Genomic DNA, 23,798 nt, shown 5'->3' with positions numbered 1-23,798 from the left:
ACAGCCAGAGGCTGTGTATCGGACCTGATGCGGCGCCCGACCGGTACCGGTTGCTGCGGCCCATCGGACGCGGCGGCGAGGCCGTGATCCACCTCGCGGAGATCGACCTGGCCGGCGGGGTCGAGCCGGTCGTCGTCAAGGTGCTGGACTCCCGGCAGACGATCACCGCCGAGGAGTTCGACCGGATCAGCCGGAAGTGGAACGAGCAGGCGGAGCTGCTGCGCTTCGTCCACCGGCCCGGTGTCGTGGGCGTACGGGAGCACTTCGAGGGCGCCCCGGTCCACCGGCCCGGCGAGTCGGCCGACGTCACCGGGCGCTCCCTGGTGCTCGTCATGAACCACGTCGACGGGCTCGACCTGCGCGACTGGCGGGCCGAGCGGACCCTCGCCGCGGCCGCCGAGCGGGGCGAGATCATGCGGACGCTGGAGCAGCTGGCCGACGTACTGGACTGGCTGCACTCGGGGAAGGCCACCCCGTCCGGGCGCCAGGTCATCCACGGCGACCTCTCCCCCGGCAACGTCATGGTCGACGCCCACGGGCAGGCCACGCTGGTGGACTTCGGCCTCAGCAAACTGACAGCCGACCACCAGACCGCCGAGATCTGGTTCACGCCCGGCTACGCGGCCCCCGAGGTCTTCGACGGCAAGCGCACGCCGGGCACGGACCGGTACGCCTTCGGGGCCATCGCCTACTTCCTGCTCAGCGGGCAGTCCCCGCCGGCCGCACCGGGCCTGCTGGCCGACGCGATCGCCGCGCTGCCGCAGATCGCGGCACTGGACGGAGAGCGGCGGGCTCGGATCACCGCGCTCTGTTCGGCCGACCCGGAGCAGCGGCCGTCGAGTCTGACCGCCTGGGTGCGGGACGTCCGCGGGGCCGTGGTCTCCGTACCGCGGGACGTCCAGGACGCCCCGCCGATGCCGTCCGCCCCGCCGCTGCCCCCAGCCCCGCCCCCGCCCTCACCCTCGCGCAAGCGGCGTCGCGGCCCGGTGCTGAGCGCCGTGGCCGGGGTGCTGGTCCTGGCGGCGCTCTCGGTGATCGGCGTACGGCTCCTCGGCGACACGGACGGGGACGGCTCGAAGCAGGCGGGCGGTGACCGGCCGGCGGCGCAGCCCTCGGGTTCGGGTTCGGGCTCCGCCCCGCCCGGCACCGACGAGGTCTCGCTCACCACCCTGGCCCTGGTCGCCAAGGGCGAGGACGCGTGGTTCGAGGTGGGCAAGGGGAAGCTGAACAACCAGCGGTACGAAACCGCGCTGGTGTCCGCCGGCCCCTACAAGATCTGCAACGGCTCGGCCGCCTACGACCTGGGTGGCGGCTGGAAGACCCTGAACATGGTCGCGGGCGTCGACGACACTTCCACGTATCCGACGGCGCGGATGAAGGTGACGGTGGACGGCTCGTCCGTGTGGGCCGGCGAGCTCCGGATCATGTCGCCGAAGCCCCTGTCGCTCGACGTCGCGAACGGCCGGCGCCTGGAGATCTCCTACGAAGACCCCGGACGCAACTGCGGTCTGGGCCCGCTCACGCTGGGCGCCCCCACCCTGAAGAAGTAGCGGAACGCGAGGGGCCGTGCCCGGGAGATCCCGGGCACGGCCCCTCGTACGGAACAGCGTTCGGGCTCAGCCCTCGCTCACGCCCAGGCGCTCCAGGATGAGCTCCTTGACGCGGGCCGCGTCGGCCTGGCCGCGGGTGGTCTTCATGACCGCGCCGACCAGGGCGCCGACGGCGGCGACCTTGCCGCCGCGGATCTTGTCCGCGATAGCCGCGTTGCCCGCGATGGCCTCGTCCACGGCCGCGCCGAGCGCGCCCTCGTCGGAGACGACCTTCAGGCCGCGCTTCTCGACGACCTCGTCCGGGTCGCCCTCGCCTGCGAGGACGCCTTCGAAGACCTTGCGGGCGAGCTTGTCGTTGAGCGAACCGTCGGCGACCAGCGCCGCCACCCGGGCCACCTGGGCCGGGGTGACCGGCAGCTCGTCCACGGAGACGCCCTGCTCGTTGGCGTTGCGGGCCAGCTCGCCCATCCACCACTTGCGCGCGGCGGTCGAGTCGGCGCCCGCCTCGATCGTGGCGACGATGGAGTCCACCGCGCCCGCGTTGAGGATGGACTGCATGTCGTGCTCGTTCACGCCCCACTCCTCGCGGAGCCGGTTGCGGCGCACGCGCGGCATCTCGGGCAGCGCGGCGCGCAGCTCCTCGACCCACTCGCGGGCCGGGGCGACGGGGACCAGGTCGGGCTCCGGGAAGTACCGGTAGTCCTCGGCGTTGTCCTTGATGCGGCCGGCCGTGGTGGAGCCGTCCTCCTCGTGGAAGTGCCGGGTCTCCTGCACGATCGTGCCGCCGGCCTCGAGGACGGCCGCGTGGCGCTGGATCTCGAAGCGCGCCGCGCGCTCGACGGAGCGCAGCGAGTTGACGTTCTTCGTCTCCGAGCGCGTGCCGAACTCCTCGCGGCCGTGCGGCCGCAGCGAGAGGTTCACGTCGCAGCGCATCTGGCCCTTGTCCATGCGGGCCTCGGAGACGCCGAGCGCCTTGATGACCTCGCGCAGCTCGGCCACGTACGCCTTGGCGACCTCGGGGGCGCGCTCGCCCGCGCCCTCGATCGGCTTGGTGACGATCTCGATGAGCGGGATGCCGGCGCGGTTGTAGTCCAGCAGGGAGTGGGACGCGCCGTGGATACGGCCGGTGGCGCCGCCGACGTGCAGCGACTTGCCGGTGTCCTCCTCCATGTGGGCGCGCTCGATCTCCACGCGGAAGATCTCGCCGTCCTCCAGCTGGACGTCCAGGTAGCCGTTGAAGGCGATCGGCTCGTCGTACTGGGAGGTCTGGAAGTTCTTCGGCATGTCCGGATAGAAGTAGTTCTTCCGGGCGAAGCGGCACCACTCGGCGATCTCGCAGTTCAGCGCGAGACCGATCTTGATGGCCGACTCGATGCCGATCGCGTTGACGACCGGGAGCGCGCCGGGCAGGCCCAGGCAGACCGGGCAGGTCTGCGAGTTGGGGTCGGCGCCCAGCTCGGTCGAGCAGCCGCAGAACATCTTGGTCCTGGTGCCGAGCTCGACATGGACCTCGAGGCCCATGACGGGGTCGTACGCCGCGAGGGCCGCGTCGTACGACAGCAGTTCGGTGAAGGTGGTCACGGTGAAACTTTCCCTCTCAGCCCAGCAGGACGTCGTCGTCGCCCAGGCGCTTCAGCTCGCGGTACAGGATCGCGAGGCCGGTGACGATGGCGGCGGCGGACACGACGGCATCGACCAGCTTCAGCGTGTCGTGCTCGACGCGGGCCTTCTTGACCTGCTTGATCACACTGATGGCGCCGAAGGCGGTGGTGCCGATCGACAGGTAGGTGCCGGACTTGGACTTCTTGAAGCCCTTGGCCTTGGACAGTGCACTGGTGCTCACAGCGACGGTGCCTCCTCAAGCAGCGGGTGGCCCCAGCGCTCGACGAAGGCGGCCTCGACGGCCGCACCCACCTTGTACAGGCGGTCGTCCTTCATCGCCGGGGCAATGATCTGCAGACCGACCGGCAGGCCGTCCTCCGGCGCCAGGCCGCACGGGAGCGACATGGCGGAGTTGCCGGCCAGGTTGGTCGGGATGGTGCACAGGTCCGCGAGGTACATGGCGAGCGGGTCGTCGGTGCGCTCGCCGATGGGGAAGGCGGTGGTCGGGGTCGTCGGGGAGACGATCACGTCGACCTGCTCGAAGGACTTCTCGAAGTCCTGCGAGATGAGCGTGCGGACCTTCTGGGCGGAGCCGTAGTACGCGTCGTAGTAGCCGGAGCTGAGCGCGTACGTACCGAGGATGATGCGGCGCTTGACCTCGTCGCCGAAGCCGGCTTCGCGGGTCAGGGCCGTGACGTCCTCGGCGGACTTGGTGCCGTCGTCGCCGACGCGCAGGCCGTAGCGCATGGCGTCGAAGCGGGCCAGGTTCGAGGAGCACTCGGACGGCGCGATCAGGTAGTACGCGGCCATCGCGAGGTCGAAGGACGGGCAGTCCAGCTCTACGATCTCGGCGCCGAGCTCCTTGAGGAGCTCCACCGACTCGTTGAAGCGCTGGACGACGCCGGCCTGGTAGCCCTCGCCGGCGAACTGCTTGACCACGCCGACGCGCATGCCGGCGACGGAGCCGTTGCGGGCCGCCTCGACGACCGGCGGGACCGGGGCGTCGATGGAGGTGGAGTCCATCGGGTCGTGGCCGGCGATGACCTCGTGGAGGAGGGCCGCGTCCAGGACCGTACGGGCGCACGGGCCGCCCTGGTCGAGGGAGGAGGAGAAGGCCACCATGCCGTAGCGGGAGACGCCGCCGTACGTGGGCTTGACGCCGACGGTGCCGGTGACGGCGGCGGGCTGGCGGATGGAGCCGCCGGTGTCCGTGCCGATGGCGAGGGGCGCCTGGAAGGCGGCCAGCGCGGCCGCGGAGCCGCCGCCGGAGCCGCCGGGGATCCGGGTGAGGTCCCACGGGTTGCCGGTGGGGCCGTACGCGCTGTTCTCGGTGGAGGACCCCATGGCGAACTCGTCCATGTTGGTCTTGCCGAGGATGACGACGTCGGCTTCCTTCAGCTTGCGCGTCAGGGTCGCGTCGTAGGGCGGGATCCAGCCTTCGAGGATCTTCGAACCGACGGTGGTCGGGACCCCGACGGTGGTGAAGATGTCCTTGAGGGCGAGCGGTACGCCGGCCAGCGGACCGAGCTTCTCGCCGCGCTCGCGCTTGGCGTCGACGGCGCGGGCCTGCGCGAGGGCGCCTTCGCGGTCGACGTGCAGGAAGGCGTTGACCTTCTCGTCGGTCGCGTCGATGCGGGCCAGGTGGGCCTCGGTGACCTCGACGGCCGTGAGCTCGCCGGAGGCGATCTTCTCGGCGGTCCGGGCTGCCGTGAGCTTGATGATGTGGTCGGTCATGGCGGTTAGCCCTCCCCCAGGATCTGCGGCACCTTGAAACGCTGCTGCTCCTGGGCGGGAGCGCCGGAGAGCGCCTGCTCGGGGGTGAGCGAAGGACGGACCTCGTCCGCGCGGTAGACATTCGTCAGCGGCAGCGGGTGGGAGGTCGGCGGTACGTCTCGGTCGGCGACCTCGGAAACGCGGGCGACCGCGCCGATGATGTCGTCGAGCTGTCCGGCGAAGTGGTCCAGCTCTTCGGCCTTGAGCTCCAGACGTGCCAGCCGAGCGAGGTGGGCGACCTCCTCGCGCGTGATGCCAGGCATGCAGCGATCCTCTGGGGGTGGTGAGTGTGTAGGTTTCGGGCCCAATCCTATGGGGCCGGGTGGCTGCGCCGCTAAACGGTTGGTGGTGCGGTCCGGCTGCCGGGTGCGGCTCACCGATTCGGGGCTCCGCCCCGGACCCCGCTCCTCAATCGCCGGAGGGGCTGGGGTTTCGCCCGGCGGGGCTGGATTTGCGGAGCAAATCTCAGCCCCGCCGGGCGGCGGAGTCAGACGGCGTCGGCCTCCGCGGCCGCCAGCTCCGCCGTGATGTCGGCCGGGCGGCGCCAGCCGCGTTCGCCGCGGGCCAGGAGCCAGGCCGTGGCCTCCTGCGGGGGCATGGCCGCTGCCACCAGCCAGCCCTGGACCGCGTCGCAGCCCAGGTCCCGCAGCCGCTCCCAGGTCTCGTCGTCCTCCACGCCCTCGGCGACGACCAGGAGGCCGAGGGAGTGGGCCAGGTCCACCGTGCAGCGGACGATCTCCGCGTCCTGCGCGTCGACCGCGAGACGGCCCACGAAGGAGCGGTCGATCTTCAGCTCGCTGACCGGGAGCCTGCGCAGGTGGACCAGGGAGGAGTAGCCGGTGCCGAAGTCGTCCAGGGACATCTTCACGCCGTGGCCGGTCAGGCCCGCCATGGTGTCGGCCGCCCGCTGGGGGTCTTCCAGCAGGACGTGTTCCGTTATTTCCAGCTGGAGCCCGCTCGCCGGGACCCCGTGCCGGGCGAGGCGCGCGGCCACCGCGCCGGCGAAACCGGGGGTGTGGACGTCGCGCGGCGAGACGTTGACGGCGACCGGGACCTTCAGGCCCTGCGCCCGCCACCGCGCGACCTGCGCCAGGGCCGTCTCCAGGACGTATTCCGTCAGGTGCGGCATCAGCCCGGAGGTCTCGGCGATGGCGATGAACTCGTCGGGGGGTACCCGGCCGCGTTCCGGATGGACCCAGCGGACCAGGGCTTCGAGCCCGGCCACCTGCCCGTCGAAGCGGACCTTCGGCTGGTAGTGGAGTTCCACTTCGCCGGCGTCGAGGGCCCGGCGCAGGTCGCCGAGGAGGCCGAGCCGGTCGGGCGTGTTGCTGTCCCGCTTGGACTCGTACACCTCCACGCCCGTGCGGTCGCGCTTCGCCTGGTACATCGCCACGTCCGCCCGCCGCAGCAGCCCTTCCGCGTCCAGCGCGTGGTCGGGGAAAACGGCGAGGCCGGCGCTGGCCTCCAGGACGAGGGTGAGGCCGTCCAGGTCGAGGGGGGAGCTGAGCTCGGCCACCAGGTTGCGGGCGATCCGCTGGGCGCTGGTGGTGGAGTCGGCGACGGGCAGCAGGACGGCGAACTCGTCGCCGCCGAGCCGGGCCGCCTCGGCGTCCTCGGGCAGGGCCTGGCGCAGCCGCTCGGCGATCTGGAGGAGCAGCCGGTCGCCCGCGAGGTGGCCCAGCGTGTCGTTGACCGCGCGGAAGCGGTCCAGGTCGATCAGCACAAGAGCTGCCCGGGTGCCCAAACGTTCAGCCTCGTCCAGGGCGGTCCAGGCCCGCTCCAGCAGCCACTGCCGGTTCGGCAGGCCGGTCAGCGGGTCCCGCAGCTGTTCCTCGGCACGCGCCCGGGCGATCCACAGGGTGGAGTCCAGTGCGATCAGCGGCACGGCGAACAGCGGCAGCAGCACCGGCTGGGTGACGGCCACGGCGCAGATGAGGGGTGCGATGCCGAGCAGCGCCACGGCGACCAGGGCCTGGCGCAGCAGGGCGGTGCGGGCGACGGTGGGCAGCCCGCCACCGCGCGGGGTGAGCGCGGCCCACAGCACCACCCGGGTGACGACCAGGTAGGCGAGGGCGACGAGGATCACCTCGGGGACCGCATCCAGCCCCCAGCTGGTGGGCTTCCAGGGGGTTTCGACGGAGGGCCGCTCGCCGAAGGCGGAGAGGACGAGGGCTCCCGCGCCGATGCCGAGGACGTCCACGGAGCCGTGCAGCAGCCCCTGCCGCCAGCGGTGCCGGCGGGCGGCCCCGACCAGGGAGACCACGGCGAGGGAGACCAGTCCGGCCGGGACCCATCCGTAGAGGATGAGGACGCCGAGGGTGAGCGCGGCGCCCGACCCGGTGCCGCCCCACCAGCGGTCGCGGCCGAGCGCGACGAGGTGGCCGACGATGATGCCGGTGAGCAGGGCCAGGGCCCAGCCGACCGAGCCGCCGGGGAACAGCGCCTGACGGCTGCTCAGTGCGGAGACGATGCCCGCGACGAGGACCACGGCGGCGAGGCCCACGACGAGGAAGGGCAGCACGTTGCCCCGCCCCGCTCCGCCCGCACCCGTGTCGAGCGGTCGGGTCTCCGGTGTCCTGGCACCCAGGACACCGAGCCGGCCCGCCCGCATGGACGGGATGTCCCCGCCGAATTCAGGTGACGGGTCGGCGCTTTCGGTGGGTTTCATGCCCGTCCCTCTCACAGCCGGCGATGCCGATGTCACGCGATGGCCCCGATGTCATGCCATCACGGCCGGAATCGCATCCCGCTGCCGTGCACGACAGGCGCACCCCTCAACAGTAGGACGCGGGAGGCTCCCAGGGGCAGCCGTCGGCAGTGGTTGCCCGAATGCGTCCCAGCCATCCTCATCAGTACGGTATCCGCCGAACGGGTGAGTTTGGACCAGGACCCCCTGGTCACCCATCCGATGATCCGACAGGTCACCGGCCTGCGACCAGCCTTGTACCAGCCGTTTGCCACCACCGGTCGCGCCTGGCGTGCGCCCGCCCGTACGGCCGCACGCCACGCATCCGTTCGCCTTCGCTACTCCGCCGCGGCCGCGCCGTCCACCGGGAGGGCGGCCTCGCGCGCCGCGTCCGGACCCTGTTCCAGGAGTACCGCGAAACCGGCGTCGTCGAGGATGGAAAGCTTCAACTGCACGGCCTTGTCGTACTTGGAGCCGGGATTGTCTCCGACGACGACGAAGGAGGTCTTCTTCGAAACGGATCCGGTGACCTTGGCGCCGCGGCTCTGCAGGGCCTCCTTGGCGCCGTCCCGGGTGTGGCTCTGCAAAGTACCGGTGACGACGACGGTCAGCCCTTCGAGGGGGCGCGGACCGGCCTCCTCGGCGGAACCTTCCTCCTCCATCCGGACCCCGGCCTCCCGCCACTTGCGCAGGATCTCCTGGTGCCAGTCGACGGCGAACCATTCCTTCAGGGAGGCCGCGATGATCGCGCCGACCCCGTCGGTGGCGGTCAGCTCCTCCTCGGTGGCCTGCTCGATGCGCTCGATCGACCGGAACTCGCGGGCGAGGGCCTCGGCCGCGACCGGGCCGACGTGACGGATCGACAGGCCGTTGATGATGCGTGCAAGGGGGCGCTCCTTGGCGGCGGCGATGTTCTCCAGCATCGCCAGGGCGTTCTTCTTCGGCTCGCCCTTCTGGTTGGCGAAGACCGTGACGATCTTCTCCTCGCCGGTCTTCGGGTCCCGCTTGGGCAGGCCGCTGTCCTGGTCCAGGACGTACGCCTTGATGGGCAGGAGGTCCTCGATGGTGAGGCCGAAGAGGTCGCCCTCGTCCAGCATCGGCGGCTGGGCCGGCTCCAGCGGGCCGGTCAGGGCGGCCGCCGCCACCATGCCGAAGTTCTCGATGTCCAGGGACTGGCGCCCGCCGAGGTAGAAGAGGCGCTCGCGCAGCTGGGCGGGGCAGGTCTGCCCGTTGGGACAGCGCACGTCGATGTCCCCCTCCTTCATCGGGCGCAGCTCCGTACCGCACTCGGGGCAGACGGCCGGCATCACGAACTCCCGCTCGCTGCCGTCCCGCAGGTCCACCACCGGGCCGAGGATCTCGGGGATGACGTCGCCCGCCTTGCGCAGCACGACGGTGTCCCCGATGAGCACGCCCTTGGCCTTGACGACCTCCTGGTTGTGCAGCGTCGCGAACTCGACCTCGGAGCCGGCCACCGTCACCGGCTCCACCTGTGCGTACGGGGTCACGCGGCCGGTGCGGCCGACGCCGACCCTGATGTTGATCAGCTTGGTGTTGACCTCTTCGGGGGCGTACTTCCAGGCGATGGCCCAGCGCGGGGCGCGCGCCGTGGAGCCGAGCCGGCCCTGGAGGGCGATCTCGTCGAGCTTGACGACGACGCCGTCGATCTCGTGCTCCACCGAGTGCCGGTTCTCGCCGAAGTAGGCGATGAACTCGCGGACTTCGGCGAGCGAGGAGACCACCTTGTTGTGCTGGGCGGTGGGCAGGCCCCACTCGTGGAGCAGCTCGTACGCCTGCGACTGGCGCTCGATCTCGAAGCCCTCGCGGGCGCCGATGCCGTGGACCACCATGTGCAGCGGACGGCTCGCGGTGACCTTGGGGTCCTTCTGGCGCAGCGAACCGGCTGCGGCGTTGCGCGGGTTGGCGAAGGGCTTGCCCTCGCTCTCGACGAGCCGGGCGTTGAGCTCCTCGAACTTCTCCATCGGGAAGTAGACCTCGCCGCGGATCTCGACCAGGGCCGGGATCCGGTCGCCCTTCAGCCGGTCGGGGATCTCGGCGATGGTGCGGACGTTGGGCGTGATGTCCTCGCCGGTGCGGCCGTCGCCACGGGTGGCGGCGCGGGTGAGGCGGCCGTTCTCGTACGTCAGGTTGACGGCGAGGCCGTCGACCTTCAGCTCGCACAGGTAGTGGAAGTCCGGGGTGTTCACGTCCCGGGCCACGCGCTCGGCCCAGGCGGCCAGTTCCTCGTCGTCGAAGGCGTTGTCGAGGGAGAGCATGCGCTCCCGGTGCTCGACCGAGGCGAAGTCCGTCTCGTACGCCCCGGCCACCTTCTGGGTGGGCGAGTCGGGCGTGCGCAGCTCGGGGTACTCCTCCTCCAGCGCCTCCAGCGAGCGCAGCAGCTTGTCGAACTCGGCGTCGCTGACGACCGGCTGGTCGTTCACGTAGTACCGGAAGCGGTGCTCCTCGACCTGCTCGGCGAGCAGCTGGTGCTGCTCACGCGCCGCCGTCGGTACTGCCGTGTCCTGCTGTTCGGCTGCCATGCCGTGTCCTCCCGTGCCCCGTCTCGACCGTCACTCAGGGTTGTCGGCGAGCGACCTCGCCGCCCTGACGCAATGCGCCTGCACCGCGCGGGCGTAGGCGGGTGAAGCGCCCGCCAGGCCGCACGACGGGGTGACCACGACGGACTCCGCCAGAGTCCCCGGGGCCAGCCCCAGCCTGCGCCAAAGCTTCCTGACACCCATGACGCTACCGGCAGGGTCTGACAACGGGCCGTCGGTGCCCGGCACCACTCCGGCGAAGAGTTTCGCACCGCCTTCGACGGCCTCCCCGATGGCGTCATCCTCGCGCTCGGTGAGCAGGGAGAAATCGAACGACACGCCCGTGGCGCCGGCTCGCCGCAGCAGTCCGAAGGGCACCTCGGGCGCGCAGGAGTGCACGATCACCTCTGCGCCCGCGACGGAGTCGGTCACGGCGAACAGGTCCCGCAGGGTGCCCTCGACGACCTGCCGGTCGACGGCGCGGTACGTCCGGTACCCGCTCGCGGACCGCACCCGCCCGAGCAGCACGGCGGTCAGCGACGGCTCGTCGAACTGCAGCACGACCTCGGCGCCCGGGATCCGCTTGCGCACGTCGGCGAGGTGCTCGCGCAGCCCCTCGGCCAGCGATCCCGCCAGGTCGCGGCAGGCGCCGGCGTCCTGGAGCATGGCCTCGCCGCCGTGCAGTTCGAGGGCGGCGGCGAGCGTCCAGGGCCCGACTGCCTGGATCTTGAGCTTGCCCTCGTACCCCTGGGTGAACTCCTCCAGCGCGTCCAGGTCCTCGCCGAGCCAGGACCGGGACCGCCTCGTGTCCCGGCCCGGCCGGTCGCTGATCCGCCAGCCGCTGGGCTCGACGTGCGCGTACATGTCGACGAGCAGTCCGAGGGACCGGCCGATCATGTCCGCGCCGGGCCCGCGGGCGGGCAGCTCGGGGAGGTACGGGAACTCCTCGAAGGATCCCGTGACGGTCTTGGCGGCCTCGCGGGCGTCGCCGCCGGGCAGCGAACCGACGCCGGTGGCGCTCGCGCTCATCGCCCGGGCCTGACGGTCAGGTCGTTGACCTCCGCGTCGCGGGGCAGGTCGACGGCCATGATGATGGTGGTCGCCACCGACTCGGGGTCGATCCAGGCGGCAGGGTCGTACTCCTTGCCCTCCTGGGAGTGCACCTTGGCCTGCATGGGGCTTGCGGTGCGCCCCGGGTAGACGGAGGTGACGCGGATGCCGTTGGGCTTCTCCTCCGCGCGCAGCGAGTCGGCGAGGGCCTTCAGCCCGTGCTTGGAAGCGGCGTAGGCGCTCCAGTCCGCGTGGGCGGTGAGTCCGGCGCCGGAGTTCACGAAGACGACGGTGGCCTTGGAGGCGCGCAGGGTGGGCAGCAGCAGCCGGGTCACCTCGGCGGGGGCGATCAGGTTGACGTTGAGCTGCTGGTGCCAGGTCTTGGGCCGCAGTTCGCCGACCGGGCCGAGGTCCACGATCCCGGCGACGTGCAGCAGGGAGTCGATCCGCTCGGGGATCGGCTGCTTGGAGAAGGCCCACGAGAGCCGGTCCGGATCGGCGAGGTCGCCGACGAGGGCCCGCGCTCCGGGGTAGCGCTCGACGAGCTGCTTGCCGCGGGCGGCGTCCCGGGCGAGGAGTACGAGGTCGTCGCCGCGTGCGTGCAGGCGGGCCGCGACGGCGGCGCCGATGCCGGATCCGGCACCGGTGATCAGGTGAGTAGCCATGCGCCCATGCTCGCATTCCGCCGCGCGCGGGTGCGGCCCCGCGGGTGGTTTGCCCGCGGGACCGCGCCGTTGCCCGGACGCGGGCGGGTGTCAGTCCGCGAACCAGGCCCGGATGACCGTGATCTCGGACTTGTTGCCCGAGCCGTCGGTCGTCGTGCCGCGGAGGGAGACGTGCCCGCCCTTCGCCGGGTTCTTGACCGTCACCGCGCCGGACCGGACCGGGACGGTGCGCCAGGTGTAGCCGTCGTCGTACGAGACCTGGACCGCGAGGGACTTCGCGGCCGCGCCCTGGACGGTGACCGGGACGCGGAGGGTCCGGCCCGCCGGGGAGGTGCCGGCCAGGGACAGGTCGGCGGTGAAGCGGACGGCGGACAGCGGGATCGGGGTCTCGGTGTCGGCGGGTGTGGTCCCGGAGCGGAACCACCAGGTCGCGGTCACCTTGGAGGAGATGCGGGAGACCGTGTCCGACCGGGTGGTCGAGGTGACCAGTTTGTACGAGCCCGTGGCCGCCGGGACGGCGAAGCGCGACGCCCAGGCGAGTTCCGCGTCGTAGGAGCCGACCGGCACGCCGCCCCGGTAGAGGACCGTCCGGCCCTTGGTGAAGTAGTCGGCGCCCACGTGTCCCGCGCCGTCCGCGAGCAGCGGCGCCGTCCCCCACAGCTCGTCGCCCTGGCGGTAGAGGCCCAGCCCCGCCGCGGTGTCGACGCGCGGGCCGAAGACCCCGGCGTTGAAGCGCTCCCGGTAGGTGCGGCCGGCCTGGAAGGTGCGCGGGCCGCCCGTGTCGTACTGGGTCTCCTCGCGCGGGAAGCCGTTCTCGTCCGGCTCGCCGGACTGGCTGGCGCTGATCGCCCACGTGGCCCCGTCCACCGCCGCCAGGTGGAGCGTCGTCGTGCCGGGCAGGGCCCGGTTGCGGGACAGCGAACTGCCGCCGGTCGCGCCCGGCAGTTCGCCCTGCGCCATGACCATGCCCACCTTGCCGGGCACCGAAGCGCCGTGTTCCACCGCGACGGTGGCGAGGTCGGCCGCCTTCAGCTGCCGCTGGTAACCGGTGGCCAGGCGGGTGACCGGGCCGCCGAGGGTGGCGTGGTACTCGTCCGCCGGGCCGTCCGTCCAGTGCGCGTCCCACTGCTGGAACAGGTTGGTGCCCGGCTGTACATCCGGGCCCTGCTGGCGGGTGCGCAGGCCGGTGTAGGAGTCGAGCCACCAGCCGAAGCCGTGCCCCGAGTCCTCCGTCGTCAGGCTGTACAGGGGCATGGCGAACTCCATGGTGGCCGTCCGCGAGGGCACGGTGATGTCCACCGGCTCGGTGGTGCGCGCGTCGAGGGTCACCGTCGTGTCACCGGTGATCTCCAGCCAGGGCTGGGCGATCCAGTCGATCCCCCGGGTGAAGTCGTCGGGGTCGACCACGATGTTCGTGTTGAGCAGGTAGCCGCCCGCCGGCACCCGCAGGGTCTCGGCCCCGGTGTCCGGGTTCCACGCGAAGCGCCTGCCCGCGGCGCCGCCGGTCAGGCCTCGGAGGGCGGAGGCGTAGGCCGTGGCGGGCTTGCCGTCCCGCCCGAGGTGCTTGAGGGTCAGGTCGTACGACTCGGCCTCGCGCTCGACGGCCACGGCGGTGCGGACGCTCTGCCCGGCCGGATCGGTGGCCACCACGTACGCGGTGTAGGTGCCGTCCACCGAACCGCCCGGCCGGGTGTCGACGATGACGCCGACGGAGGCGCTGCCGCCCGCCGGGACGGTCACCCGGGGTGCGTCGAAGGTGACGATGCCGGCCGGGGCGGGCTTGTCGTCGGGGTCGGTGACGGTCGCGGCCAGGTCGAGGGTGACCGGGGCGGTGCCGAGGTTGCGGTAGCCGAGCTGCTTCTTCTCCGGGGTGTCGTCGTGGTGCGGCCACTGCTGGCCGGCGAAGACCAGCGAGACCGGTTCGGCGAAGATCTCCAGGCGCAGCGCGTTGTCGACGGCGATCCGGCCGTTGCCCTGCTGGTACGCCCCGTTCCGGCGGGGCTTCGCGGAGCCCGCGAGGACGCCCTTGAGCTCGGTGCCGGTCCACTGCGGGTGCTGCTGCTTGAGCAGCGCGGCGGCACCCGCGGCGTGCGGGGCGGCCATCGAGGTGCCGGAGAGCGTGAGGTAGCCGTCCGGGTCCGGGGCGGTCCCGCCGCCGAGGGAACCGCCGTCGGCGGCGGCCGCGGTGATGTCCACGCCCGGGGCGGTGACGTCCGGCTTGACCGCGCCGTCGCCGAGGCGGGGCCCGATGCTGGAGAAGTCCGCGAGGGCGTCGTCGTCGTTGACGGCGCCGACGGTGAGCGCGGCGTCCGCGCTGCCCGGGGAGCCGATGCTGCCGCGGCCGGACCGGCCGCTGTTGCCCGCGGCGATGGCGAACAGCACGCCCCGGTCGGCGCTCAGCTTGTTCACGGCCGCTTCGAGCGGGTCGAGGCCTGGGCTGTCGGGGGCGCCGAGGCTGAGGTTGACGACCTGGGCGCCCTGGGCGACGGCCCATTCCATGCCGGCGAGGATGCCGGAGTCGTCGCCGGAACCGCGGTCGTCGAGGACCTTGCCGTTGAGCACCTTGGCCCCGGGGGCGACGCCCTTGAACGCGCCGCCCGACTTGGCGCCCGTACCGGCGGCGATGGAGGCGACGTGGGTGCCGTGCCCGTAGCGGTCCTTGGCGTCGGCGGAGGCGGAGAAGTTCTGTTCGGCGACGACCTGCCCGGAGAGGTCGGGGTGGGTGGCGTCGACACCGGTGTCGAGGACGGCGATCTTGACGCCGGTGCCGTCGTAGCCGGCGCTCCAGGCCTGGTCGGCGCCGATCTGCCGGGTGCTCTTGTCGAGGGAGGCGGTGCGTACCCCGTCCAGCCAGACGGTGGCGATGCCGGGGGCGACGCCCCGGGCCCGGTCTCCGGTGAGGGCGGTCCAGACGGCCGCCGACCCGTCGGGGCCCGCGCTGACGGCCTCGGCGCCGAGGAGGGCGTACGTACGGTCCACCCGGAGCCCGGCGGCGGCGCGCAGGGCGGACGTGGCCGCGGGGGCCGCGCCGGGCTCGTAGCCGAGGATCAGCTTGAGGCGGCCGCCGCGGGCCTCGCGGTACTCGGGCCTGCTGAGCTCGGTGATGTCGAAGAGGCGCGGGTCGAGGCGGCCCGTGTCGATCAGGTGCTGGGCGTCCGCGGGGACGAGGCTGGTCCGGTCGCCGTCGCGTTCCACCGCGACGGGCGTCTTCTCGCGTCCCGGGGCGGGCTGGAAGCCGACGGGGCGGCCCCCGGCGTCGACGGTGACCCGGTCGCCGGTGATGAGGGTGAGGTGGATCAGGCCCTGCCGGGCGGTCCGGTGCGGCTGCCCGGTGCCGGACGGGCCGGGTGTCGGCGCGGCCGAGGCGGGGACGGTCAGGCCCGCCGCGAGCGCGAGGGCGGCGACGGCGGCCGTCGCGGCCGCCCCCGTCCGCCGATGGCGATGTATTCGCACGTCGATTCCCCCTGGGTGAACGGCGATGACCCGCGGGGCGCGGCCCGCCCGGCGGATCACGAAGTATCACCCAGGTGTGACGAACACTCAATTGGGCGTCAGGGCAATGCTGTTGGGGCGATTGAAGGTGCGCCGGTAGGCGATCGGCGAGATGCCGATCGCGGAACGCATGTGTGCGCGGAGGGAGTTGGCGGATCCGAATCCGGAGCGGTGGGCCACCAGGTCGACGGGGAGGTCGCTGGACTCCAGCAGGTTCCGGGCGATCTCCAGGCGTTGGGCGGTGAGCCACTGGACCGGGGTCGCGCCGACCTCGTCGCGGAAGCGGCGGGTGAAGGTGCGCAGGCTCATCCGCGCGTGGGCGGCGAGCTCGGCGAGGGTCAGGGGTTCGGCGAGGTGCTCCAGGGCCCAGGCGCGGGTGGCGGTGGTGGTGGCGACGGTGGGCTCCGGGACGGGCCGGTCGATGTACTGGGCCTGCCCGCCGTCACGCCAGGGCGGTACGACGCAGATGCGGGCGGCGCGGTTGGTGACCGCGGCTCCGTGGTCGCGGCGGATCATGTGCAGGCAGAGGTCGACGCCGGAGGAGACCCCGGCGGAGGTCAGGATGTCGCCGTCGTCGACGAAGAGGACCTCTTCGTCGAGGAGGACCCGGGGGTAGGCCCGGCGGAACTCGGGGGCGAGGTTCCAGTGCGTGGTCGCGGGGCGGCCGTCGAGGAGTCCGGCGGCGGCGAGCACGTAGGAGCCGGTGCAGATCGACACCAGGCGGGTGCCGGGCCGGATGCCGGCGATGGCCGCCGCCACCTCGGGCGGCAGCGGGCCCCCGTGGGCCAGCTCGGGCATGGCGTGGGTGGGCGGGATGATCACGGTGTCGGCGGCGGCGAGGGCCTCGGGGCCGGCGGCGGGCTGGAGGGTGAACCCGGAATCGCTGGGCACGGGACGGCCGTCGGCGGTGCAGACGACGACCTCGTACAGGGCCTCGCCGCGCTCGTTCATGGCGCTGCCGAAGACGCGGGAGGGGATCCCCAGCTCGAAGGGCGGGAAGCCGGGCAGCGCGAGCACCGCGATCCGGTGCCGGCCGCGCCCGCCGCTCCCCGTCGCCGCCTCCATCGTGCCTGCCGCAGTCACCTCAGCCATGGCCAGATCCTGTCACATAGTGGCCATCCGGCCAACACCACAAGGGCCGCGCCCGGCCGATGCTGGAGGCACATCAGCGGTCGGAACCGGCCGGGAACTGCGGAAACGTTCGAGGAGAAGAAGAAATGCGCGCTGTCGTCGTGAGCCAGTGGGGCGGCCCCGAGGTCCTGACCGAGACCGAGATCGAGCGTCCCGTGCCGGGCCTGAACGAGATCCTGGTGCGCGTCCACGCCGCCGGCGTGAACCCGGTCGACGGGAAGACTCGGGCCAGCGGCGGACTGATCACCTGGGGCGAGACCCCGATCGTCGGCTGGGACGTCTCCGGCACGGTCGAGGCGGTCGGCCCCGGCGTGACCCTCTACTCCCCCGGCGACGAGGTGTACGGCATGCCGCACTTCCCGCGGCAGGCGGGCGGATACGCCGAGTACGTGGTGGGCCCGGCCCGGCACTTCGCCCGCAAGCCCGCCTCCCTGGACCACGTGGGGGCGGCCGCGCTGCCGCTGGCGGCGCTGACCGCCTGGCAGGCGCTGGTGGACACCGCGGGCGTGACCGCCGGGCAGCGCGTACTGGTGCACGCCGCGGCCGGCGGGGTCGGCCACCTGGCCGTGCAGATCGCCAAGGCCCGGGGCGCGTACGTGATCGGCACCGCGAGCGCGGGCAAGCACGAGCTGGTGCGCGAGCTGGGCGCGGACGAGGTGATCGACTACCGCACCGCGGACTTCGAGGACGTCGTCACGGACGTGGACATCGTGATCGACTCCCTCGGCGGGGAGCACGGGCAGCGCTCCCTGAAGGTGCTGAAGCCGGGCGGCCACCTGGTCACCCTGCCCTCGCCGGACGACGTGCCGGCCGCCGGCGCGGAGGGCGTGCACACCGGCTGGACGCTGGTGGAGCCCGACTTCCGCGGCCTGGTCGAGATCGCGGCCCTGGTCGAGGCGGGGAAGCTGCGCCCGGTCATCGACACGGTGCTGCCGCTGGCGCAGGCTTCGAAGGCCCACGAGATCGTCGAGCAGGGCCGGACCACCGGCAAGATCGTCCTGACGGTGGCCTGACGCCGCCTAGTGCTGTGGCCGGAAAGGTTTGCCGGGTCGCGGTGTCCGGTGCATGGGGCCTCCCCAGGCCCGCAGGGCCTAGGGGAAGCATCGCAAGGCTGAGGGCCGCGGCTCGTACTGGACGTACTTGCGCGGTCCGACAACGCAGCGAGGTGCCGTGCCGGGCGCCGTGACCCGGTGAACCTTGCCGGTCACAGCACTAGACCGAGGCGGCCGCGCGCCGGGTCGTGGCGATGGTGGCCGAGCCGACCACGCGTGTGCCGTCGTAGAGCACGATCGCCTGGCCGGGGGCCACGCCGCGGACCGGTTCGGTGAAGGAGACGCGCAGCTCGCCGTCCACGAGCTCGGCGAAGACCTCGGTCTCGCCGCCGTGGGCGCGCAGCTGGGCGGTGTACGTGCCCGGGGCGGCGGCCGTGGAACCGCACCAGCGGGGGCGGATCGCGGTCAGGGCGGTCACGTCGAGGGCCTCGGCGGGGCCGACGGTGACGGTGTTGTTCACCGGGGAGATGTCGAGGACGTAGCGCGGCTTGCCGTCGGGGGCGGGGTGGCCGATGCGCAGGCCCTTGCGCTGGCCGATGGTGAAGCCGAAGGCTCCGTCGTGGCTGCCGATCTTCTCGCCGGTCTCGTCGACGATGTCGCCCTCGGCCTTGCCGAGGCGGTTCGCGAGGAAGCCCTGGGTGTCGCCGTCGGCGATGAAGCAGATGTCGTGGCTGTCGGGCTTCTTCGCCACGGCCAGCCCGCGGCGCTCCGCCTCGGCGCGGATCTCGTCCTTGGTGGTGACCGTGTCGCCGAGCGGGAAGAGGGCGTGGGCCAGCTGCTTCTCGTCGAGGACGCCGAGGACGTACGACTGGTCCTTGGCCATGTCGGAGGCGCGGTGCATCTCGCGCGTCCCGTCCTCGTTCTCCACGATGGTCGCGTAGTGGCCGGTGCAGACGGCGTCGAAGCCGAGGGCGAGGGCCTTGTCGAGCAGCGCCGCGAACTTGATCTTCTCGTTGCAGCGCAGGCAGGGGTTCGGGGTGCGCCCGGCCTCGTACTCGGCGATGAAGTCCTCGACCACGTCCTCGCGGAAGCGGTCGGCGAGGTCCCAGCAGTAGAAGGGGATGCCGATGACGTCGGCGGCGCGGCGGGCGTCGCGGGAGTCCTCGATGGTGCAGCAGCCGCGTGCACCGGTCCGGAAGGACTGCGGGTTCGCGGAGAGCGCCAGGTGGACGCCGGTCACGTCGTGCCCGGCTTCGACCGCGCGGGCGGCGGCGACGGCGGAGTCCACGCCACCGGACATGGCGGCCAGGACGCGAAGGGGGCGGGCGGTGCGCGGCAGGTTCTCAGTCATAGCACCGTCCAGAGTACGGGGAACCGCAAGGGGTCACAGCGCGTTATCGGCTGTGGGGGGTGCGATCACATGGGGAAGCAGGGAAGCGGAGAGGGAAAGAAGCCGCCGGGCCGGACGCGCAGGGCGGTGCTGATCGGGGGGCTCGGGATCTTCACGGCGGCGGCGGTCGTCGGGCGGGACGAGATCGGCCGGGCCTGGTGGCTGGTGCCGGGGGTGGCCAAGCCGCGCAAGGAGGGCGAGATCGACCACGCGGGCGCGAGCTGGACGGCGGCCTCGCCGGCGAACTGGCGGCTGGCGGACCGGCCCGACGACTACCGGGTGGACCGGATCGTCGTGCATGTCACACAGGGCGGCTTCGCGTCCTCGGTGGACGCCTTCAAGAACCCGTGGCACAAGGCGTCGGCGCACTACATCGTGCGCGGTGACGGCCACGTGGAGCAGATGGTGCGCGAGCTCGACGTGGCCTTCCACTCCGGCAGCCGCTCGATGAACGAGCGCAGCATCGGCATCGAGCACGTGGGGTTCGTGGACCGGCCGAAGGACTTCACGGACACGATGTACGCGTCCTCGGCCCGGCTCGCCGCCGACATCTGCCGCCGCTACCGCATACCCGCCGATCGCAAGCACATCGTGGGCCACTCCGAGGTCCCGGGCGCCGACCACACGGATCCCGGCCGCCACTGGGACTGGAACCGGTACATCCGCCTGGTCCGGGAGGCCCTGGCTAGCTGAGGCCGGCCGTGCGGGCGCGTTCCACGGCCGGGCCGATGGCTGCCGCCAGGGCCGCCACGTCCTCCTGGGTGGAGGTGTGGCCGAGGGAGAAGCGCAGGGTGCCGCGGGCGAGCTTCGGGTCGGTGCCGGTGGCCAGCAAGACGTGGCTGGGCTGGGCCACCCCGGCGGTGCAGGCGGAGCCGGTGGAGCACTCGATGCCCTGCGCGTCCAGCAGGAGCAGCAGGGAGTCGCCCTCGCAGCCGGGGAAGCTGAAGTGGGCGTTGGCCGGGAGCCGGTCGTCGGGGTCTCCCCCGAGGACGGCGTCCGGCACGGCCGCGCGGACGGCCGCGACGAGCTCGTCGCGCAGCGCGCCGATCTCCGCGGCGAAGCGCTCGCGCCGCTCGGCGGCGAGTACGGCCGCCACCGCGAAGGAGGCGATGGCCGGCACGTCGAGGGTCCCGGAGCGGACGTGCCGCTCCTGGCCGCCGCCGTGCAGGACGGGTACGGGGGTCTGGTCGCGGCCGAGGAGCAGGGCGCCGATGCCGTAGGGGCCGCCGACCTTGTGGCCGCTGACGGTCAGGGCGGCGAGGCCGCTGTCGCCGAAGTGGACGTCGAGCTGCCCGAAGGCCTGCACGGCGTCGGAGTGCATCGGGATGCCGTACTCGGCTGCGACGGCGGCCAGTTCGCGGACCGGCATGACGGTGCCGATCTCGTTGTTGGCCCACATGACGGTGACGAGCGCGATGTCGTCGGGGTTGCGGACGATGGCCTCGCGCAGGTCCTCGGGGCTCACGCGGCCGTAGTGGTCCACGGGCAGGTACTCGACCTGGGCGCCCTCGTGCTCGGCGAGCCAGTGGACGGCGTCGAGCACGGCGTGGTGCTCGACGGGGCTGGCGAGGACGCGGGTCCGGGCGGGGTCGGCGTCGCGGCGGGCCCAGTAGAGGCCCTTGACGGCGAGGTTGTCGGCCTCCGTGCCGCCGGCGGTGAAGACCACCTCGCTCGGGCGGGCGCCGATCGCCTCGGCGAAGGCCTCGCGGGCCTCCTCGACGGTACGGCGGGCGCGGCGGCCGGCGGCGTGGAGGGAGGACGCGTTCCCCGTGGCGGAGAACTGCGCGGTCATCGCCGCGGCGGCCTCCGGCAGCATGGGGGTGGTTGCGGCGTGGTCGAGGTAGGCCATGATCCCCCGATTCTACGAGTCCCCTGCGGGGTGCTCCGACGCGCCGCCGTTTCCTCCGGGGGGCGGGCGCGGGTGCGGGTGGGGTGCGGGTGGGGCCGCTGCGCGGAGCCGGTCCCCTACCCGCCCTTCCTCCATCCCCCAGACTCCGTCCGGGGGACCCCCAGCCCGGGCTCCGCCCCGGACCCCGCTCCTCAAACGCCGGAGGGGCTAAATCGGGCGCGGGGCGCGGGCCAGTTGGCGGGACTGGGCCACCAGGTGGTTCGCGGAGTCCCAGACCTCGGCGTCCTCCTCCAGGAAGCCGCCCGCCAGGTTGCGGGTGGTGATGGAGACCCGGAGCGGGCCGGGGGCGGGGCGGCGGCGGATGTGGGTGGTGAGTTCCACCGTCGGGGCCCAGCCGATCAGGCCCAGGTCGAAGGCGGTCGGCGGCAGCGCGTCCACCGCGAGGAGCATGGACAGCGGGTCGGCGTCGCGGCCGTCGGCCAGCTCGAACCAGGCCCGCATCTCCCCCTTGCCCGAGGGCGCGCCGACGGCCCAGCCGGCGGTCGCCGGGTCCAGGCGCAGCCGGAGCCGGTCGACGATCGCGGAGCTGCCGGGGATCGGGGCCGGACCGGCCTCCGCGCCGAGGCAGTCCTCGTACGGCGGCATGACCGGAGCAGCCGCGGTGGTGCGGACGTCCTCCGGGAGCGCGGCGAGGTCGCCGAAGGAGGCGAGGACGCGGATGCGCTCGACCTCGGCGCCGTTCTCGTCGTACTGGAACAGCGAGGCCTGGCCGGTGGAGAGGGTGCGGCCGACGCGGACGACCTGCGTGCGGATCACGGCGGGGCCGGGCACGGAGGAGGTCAGGTAGTGCGCGGAGACGGTGAACGGGTCCGGGTGCGGGAGGGCCGCCGAGAGGGCCCGGCCGACCAGGGCCAGCAGGTAGCCGCCGTTGACGGCGGTGATGATCGTCCAGCCGGCGGAGAGTTCCGCGTCGTACACCCCGGGCTCGCCCGCCCGGGCGGTGACGGTGGTGTCGCGGTCGAACTCGCTGTCGCCGATGGATGCCTTGGCAGCTGCGTGTGACATGCAAACGACGGTACACCGGCTCGCTACTAAGCGGTAGCTTTGTTTGATTACGGCTCTTCGGCCACCGACGAGCGGCGGTTCCAGGCCAGCGGGGCCCGCCAGTGGTAACGCATGGCGAGGATGCGCAGCACGAAGGTGGTCACGATCGCGAGGCCCGTGGTGAAGGCGTTGAGGGACTCGAAGGCGATCGACAGCGCGACGATGGCGGCGCCCACGACGGCGGGGACGGCGTACATCTCGCGGTCGCGCAGCAGCGAGGGCACCTCGTTGACGAGCATGTCGCGCAGGACGCCGCCGCCGACGGCCGTGGCGACGCCGAGCGCGGCGGACGCGGTGAGGCCGAGGCCGTACTCGTAGGCCTTGGTGGTGCCCGTCACGCAGAAGAGGGCGAGGCCGGCGGCGTCGAAGACGTTGATGGCGCGGTTGATCCGCTGGACCTCGGGGTGCAGGAAGAAGACGATCGCCGCGGCGATCAGCGGGGTCACGAAGAAGCTGGGTTCACCGAACGCGGCGGCGGGGGTCGCCCCGATGACGAGGTCGCGGAAGAGGCCGCCGCCGAGGGCGGTGACCAGCGCGAGGACGGCGATGCCGAAGACGTCGAAGTTCTTGCGGACGGCGAGCAGCGCGCCCGCGGTGGCGAAGACGAAGATGCCGGCGAGGTCCAGGGCATGCTGGATCCCGGGCGGGAAGAGATCGTGGAGCACCGGCCCATTGTCGCCCGACGGGCCGGTGCCCTTGCCCCACCGGGGGTCGGCGCGGGTTCAGGGGCCGGATGTGCCGTGCGGCACCGCTGCCGGGGCTCCGCCCCGGACCCCGCTCCTCAAACGCCGGAGGGGCTGGTTTCTGCTCGGCGGCGCCGGCAAGCAGTCGGCGGGGCCGGGACTGCCGCTCAGCGGCAGTCCCGGCCCCGCCGGATTTCGGCCGCTACTCCGAAACCGCGGCCACCGCGTCGGCCGCGCCCGGCAGGGGCTGGTCGCCCGGCGCCTGGTCGGGGGCGTTCTCCGGGTGGTGGCAGGCCACCTGGTGGCCGGTCTTCAGCGCCAGCATCGGCGGTTCCTGCGTCGTGCAGATCTGCGTCGCCTTCCAGCACCGCGTGTGGAAGCGGCAGCCGCTCGGCGGGGAGATCGGCGACGGCACGTCGCCCTTGAGCAGGATGCGGCCGGTCGCCGCACCCCGCCGCCTCGGGTCGGGCACCGGGACGGCCGACAGCAGGGCCTTGGTGTACGGGTGCATCGGGTTCTCGTAGAGCGACTTGCGGTCGGTCAGCTCCACGATCTTGCCGAGGTACATCACCGCGATGCGGTCGGAGACGTGCCGGATGACCGACAGGTCGTGCGCGATGATCACGTAGGTCAGGCCGAGTTCCTCCTGGAGGTCGTCCAGCAGGTTCACCACCTGGGCCTGGATCGACACGTCCAGCGCCGAGACCGGCTCGTCGGCAACGACCAGCTTCGGCTTCAGGGCCAGGGCCCGGGCGATGCCGATGCGCTGGCGCTGGCCGCCCGAGAACTCGTGCGGGTAGCGGTTGTAGTGCTCCGGGTTCAGGCCGACCAGCGACAGCAGCCGCTGCACCTCGGCCTTGAGACCGCCCTCCGGGGAGACACCCTGCAGCTTGAAGGGGGCGCCGACGATCGTGCCGACCGTGTGCCGCGGGTTCAGCGAGCCGTACGGGTCCTGGAAGATCATCTGCACGTCGCGGCGCAGCGGCCGCATGCCCGCCACCCCGAGGTGCGTGATGTCCTTGCCCTCGAACTCGACCTTTCCGCCGGTCGGTTCGAGCAGCCGCGTGATCAGCCGGCCCATGGTCGACTTGCCGCACCCGGACTCGCCGACCACGCCCAGCGTCTCACCGCGACGGACCTCGAAGTCGATCCCGTCCACGGCCTTGACGGCCCCGACCTGCCGGCGCAGCAGCCCCTTGTTGATGGGGAAGTGCTTGACCAGGCCGGTCACCTTCAGCAGCGTTTCCGCGGATTCCTGCTCGGAGGTCTCCGCCGCGCCGGTCTTCTTCATGTC

The 23,798-nt window shown here is 72.6% G+C and carries 18 protein-coding genes; 3 read left to right on the top strand and 15 right to left on the bottom strand.

All coding sequences use genetic code 11. The features are described from left to right. Positions 1 to 50: 50 nt before the first annotated feature. Positions 51 to 1,550 carry a protein kinase gene (locus AB0O21_RS04595; RefSeq protein WP_365166114.1) on the top strand — a complete coding sequence of 500 codons (1,500 nt, stop codon included), beginning with the start codon at positions 51 to 53 and terminating at the stop codon, positions 1,548 to 1,550. Positions 1,551 to 1,616: 66 nt separating this feature from the next. Here AB0O21_RS04595 and gatB read toward each other — a convergent pair whose 3' ends face one another. From gatB to AB0O21_RS04545, 10 genes are all read right to left on the bottom strand, one after another. Continuing rightward, positions 1,617 to 3,131: an Asp-tRNA(Asn)/Glu-tRNA(Gln) amidotransferase subunit GatB gene (gene gatB, locus AB0O21_RS04590; RefSeq protein WP_365166112.1), complete on the bottom strand. Its 1,515-nt coding sequence runs from the start codon at positions 3,129 to 3,131 to the stop codon at positions 1,617 to 1,619. A gap of 16 nt (positions 3,132 to 3,147) precedes the next feature. Beyond that, entirely contained in the window at positions 3,148 to 3,393 is a 246-nt protein-coding gene (locus AB0O21_RS04585; protein WP_365166109.1) for a hypothetical protein, read from the bottom strand. Next, positions 3,390 to 4,886: an Asp-tRNA(Asn)/Glu-tRNA(Gln) amidotransferase subunit GatA gene (gene gatA, locus AB0O21_RS04580; protein WP_365166107.1), complete on the bottom strand. Its 1,497-nt coding sequence runs from the start codon at positions 4,884 to 4,886 to the stop codon at positions 3,390 to 3,392. Before gatA ends, AB0O21_RS04585 begins: the two co-directional genes overlap by 4 nt. Positions 4,887 to 4,891: 5 nt before the next feature. Continuing rightward, positions 4,892 to 5,188, bottom strand: coding sequence for an Asp-tRNA(Asn)/Glu-tRNA(Gln) amidotransferase subunit GatC (gene gatC, locus AB0O21_RS04575; RefSeq protein WP_365166104.1), 297 nt, complete (start codon positions 5,186 to 5,188; stop codon positions 4,892 to 4,894). Positions 5,189 to 5,412: 224 nt separating this feature from the next. Further along, positions 5,413 to 7,593 carry a bifunctional diguanylate cyclase/phosphodiesterase gene (locus tag AB0O21_RS04570; protein WP_365166101.1) on the bottom strand — a complete coding sequence of 727 codons (2,181 nt, stop codon included), beginning with the start codon at positions 7,591 to 7,593 and terminating at the stop codon, positions 5,413 to 5,415. Between the two features lie 356 nt (positions 7,594 to 7,949). Next, positions 7,950 to 10,151, bottom strand: a complete 2,202-nt coding sequence (gene ligA, locus AB0O21_RS04565) for an NAD-dependent DNA ligase LigA (RefSeq protein WP_365166098.1) — start codon at positions 10,149 to 10,151, stop codon at positions 7,950 to 7,952. A gap of 30 nt (positions 10,152 to 10,181) precedes the next feature. Then, positions 10,182 to 11,177, bottom strand: coding sequence for a methionine synthase (locus AB0O21_RS04560; protein ID WP_365166096.1), 996 nt, complete (start codon positions 11,175 to 11,177; stop codon positions 10,182 to 10,184). Beyond that, entirely contained in the window at positions 11,174 to 11,863 is a 690-nt protein-coding gene (locus AB0O21_RS04555) for an SDR family oxidoreductase (RefSeq protein WP_365166094.1), read from the bottom strand. The genes AB0O21_RS04560 and AB0O21_RS04555 overlap by 4 nt, the downstream gene beginning before the upstream one ends. Positions 11,864 to 11,953: 90 nt before the next feature. After that, the gene (locus tag AB0O21_RS04550) at positions 11,954 to 15,316 is read right to left on the bottom strand and encodes a S8 family serine peptidase (protein WP_365166092.1); all 3,363 of its coding nucleotides are present in this window, start codon (positions 15,314 to 15,316) and stop codon (positions 11,954 to 11,956) included. Between the two features lie 87 nt (positions 15,317 to 15,403). Continuing rightward, positions 15,404 to 16,420, bottom strand: coding sequence for a helix-turn-helix domain-containing protein (locus AB0O21_RS04545; protein WP_365166403.1), 1,017 nt, complete (start codon positions 16,418 to 16,420; stop codon positions 15,404 to 15,406). A 152-nt stretch (positions 16,421 to 16,572) separates the two neighbouring features. On the opposite strand from AB0O21_RS04545, the gene AB0O21_RS04540 reads away from it, so the two are divergent. Continuing rightward, positions 16,573 to 17,499, top strand: coding sequence for an NADP-dependent oxidoreductase (locus AB0O21_RS04540; protein ID WP_365166090.1), 927 nt, complete (start codon positions 16,573 to 16,575; stop codon positions 17,497 to 17,499). Positions 17,500 to 17,698: 199 nt separating this feature from the next. Here the strand turns inward: AB0O21_RS04540 and mnmA are convergent, their stop codons facing one another. Next, positions 17,699 to 18,829, bottom strand: a complete 1,131-nt coding sequence (gene mnmA, locus AB0O21_RS04535; RefSeq protein WP_365166088.1) for a tRNA 2-thiouridine(34) synthase MnmA — start codon at positions 18,827 to 18,829, stop codon at positions 17,699 to 17,701. A gap of 69 nt (positions 18,830 to 18,898) precedes the next feature. Here mnmA and AB0O21_RS04530 point away from each other — a divergent pair, with 69 nt between their 5' ends. Beyond that, the gene (locus AB0O21_RS04530) at positions 18,899 to 19,561 is read left to right on the top strand and encodes an N-acetylmuramoyl-L-alanine amidase (RefSeq protein ID WP_365166086.1); all 663 of its coding nucleotides are present in this window, start codon (positions 18,899 to 18,901) and stop codon (positions 19,559 to 19,561) included. On the opposite strand, the gene AB0O21_RS04525 is transcribed toward AB0O21_RS04530, so the two are convergent. The 4 genes from AB0O21_RS04525 to AB0O21_RS04510 form a co-directional block, all read right to left on the bottom strand. Then, positions 19,554 to 20,717: a cysteine desulfurase family protein gene (locus AB0O21_RS04525; RefSeq protein WP_365166084.1), complete on the bottom strand. Its 1,164-nt coding sequence runs from the start codon at positions 20,715 to 20,717 to the stop codon at positions 19,554 to 19,556. The genes AB0O21_RS04530 and AB0O21_RS04525 overlap by 8 nt on opposite strands. A gap of 207 nt (positions 20,718 to 20,924) precedes the next feature. Continuing rightward, complete coding sequence (locus tag AB0O21_RS04520; RefSeq protein WP_365166082.1) at positions 20,925 to 21,782, bottom strand: thioesterase family protein; 858 nt, start codon at positions 21,780 to 21,782, stop codon at positions 20,925 to 20,927. Positions 21,783 to 21,829: 47 nt separating this feature from the next. Beyond that, a complete protein-coding gene (locus tag AB0O21_RS04515) occupies positions 21,830 to 22,486 on the bottom strand; it encodes a trimeric intracellular cation channel family protein (protein WP_365166080.1) in 657 nt (218 codons plus the stop codon). Between the two features lie 220 nt (positions 22,487 to 22,706). After that, the gene (locus AB0O21_RS04510) at positions 22,707 to 23,795 is read right to left on the bottom strand and encodes a dipeptide ABC transporter ATP-binding protein (RefSeq protein WP_365166078.1); all 1,089 of its coding nucleotides are present in this window, start codon (positions 23,793 to 23,795) and stop codon (positions 22,707 to 22,709) included. Positions 23,796 to 23,798: the final 3 nt, after the last annotated feature.

This window comes from Streptomyces sp. NPDC091371, assembly GCF_040684275.1.
Classification (GTDB): Bacteria; Actinomycetota; Actinomycetes; order Streptomycetales; family Streptomycetaceae; genus Streptomyces.
The sequence above is the reverse complement of the archived record's forward strand: the minus strand, read 5'-3'. Positions and strand labels throughout refer to the sequence as shown.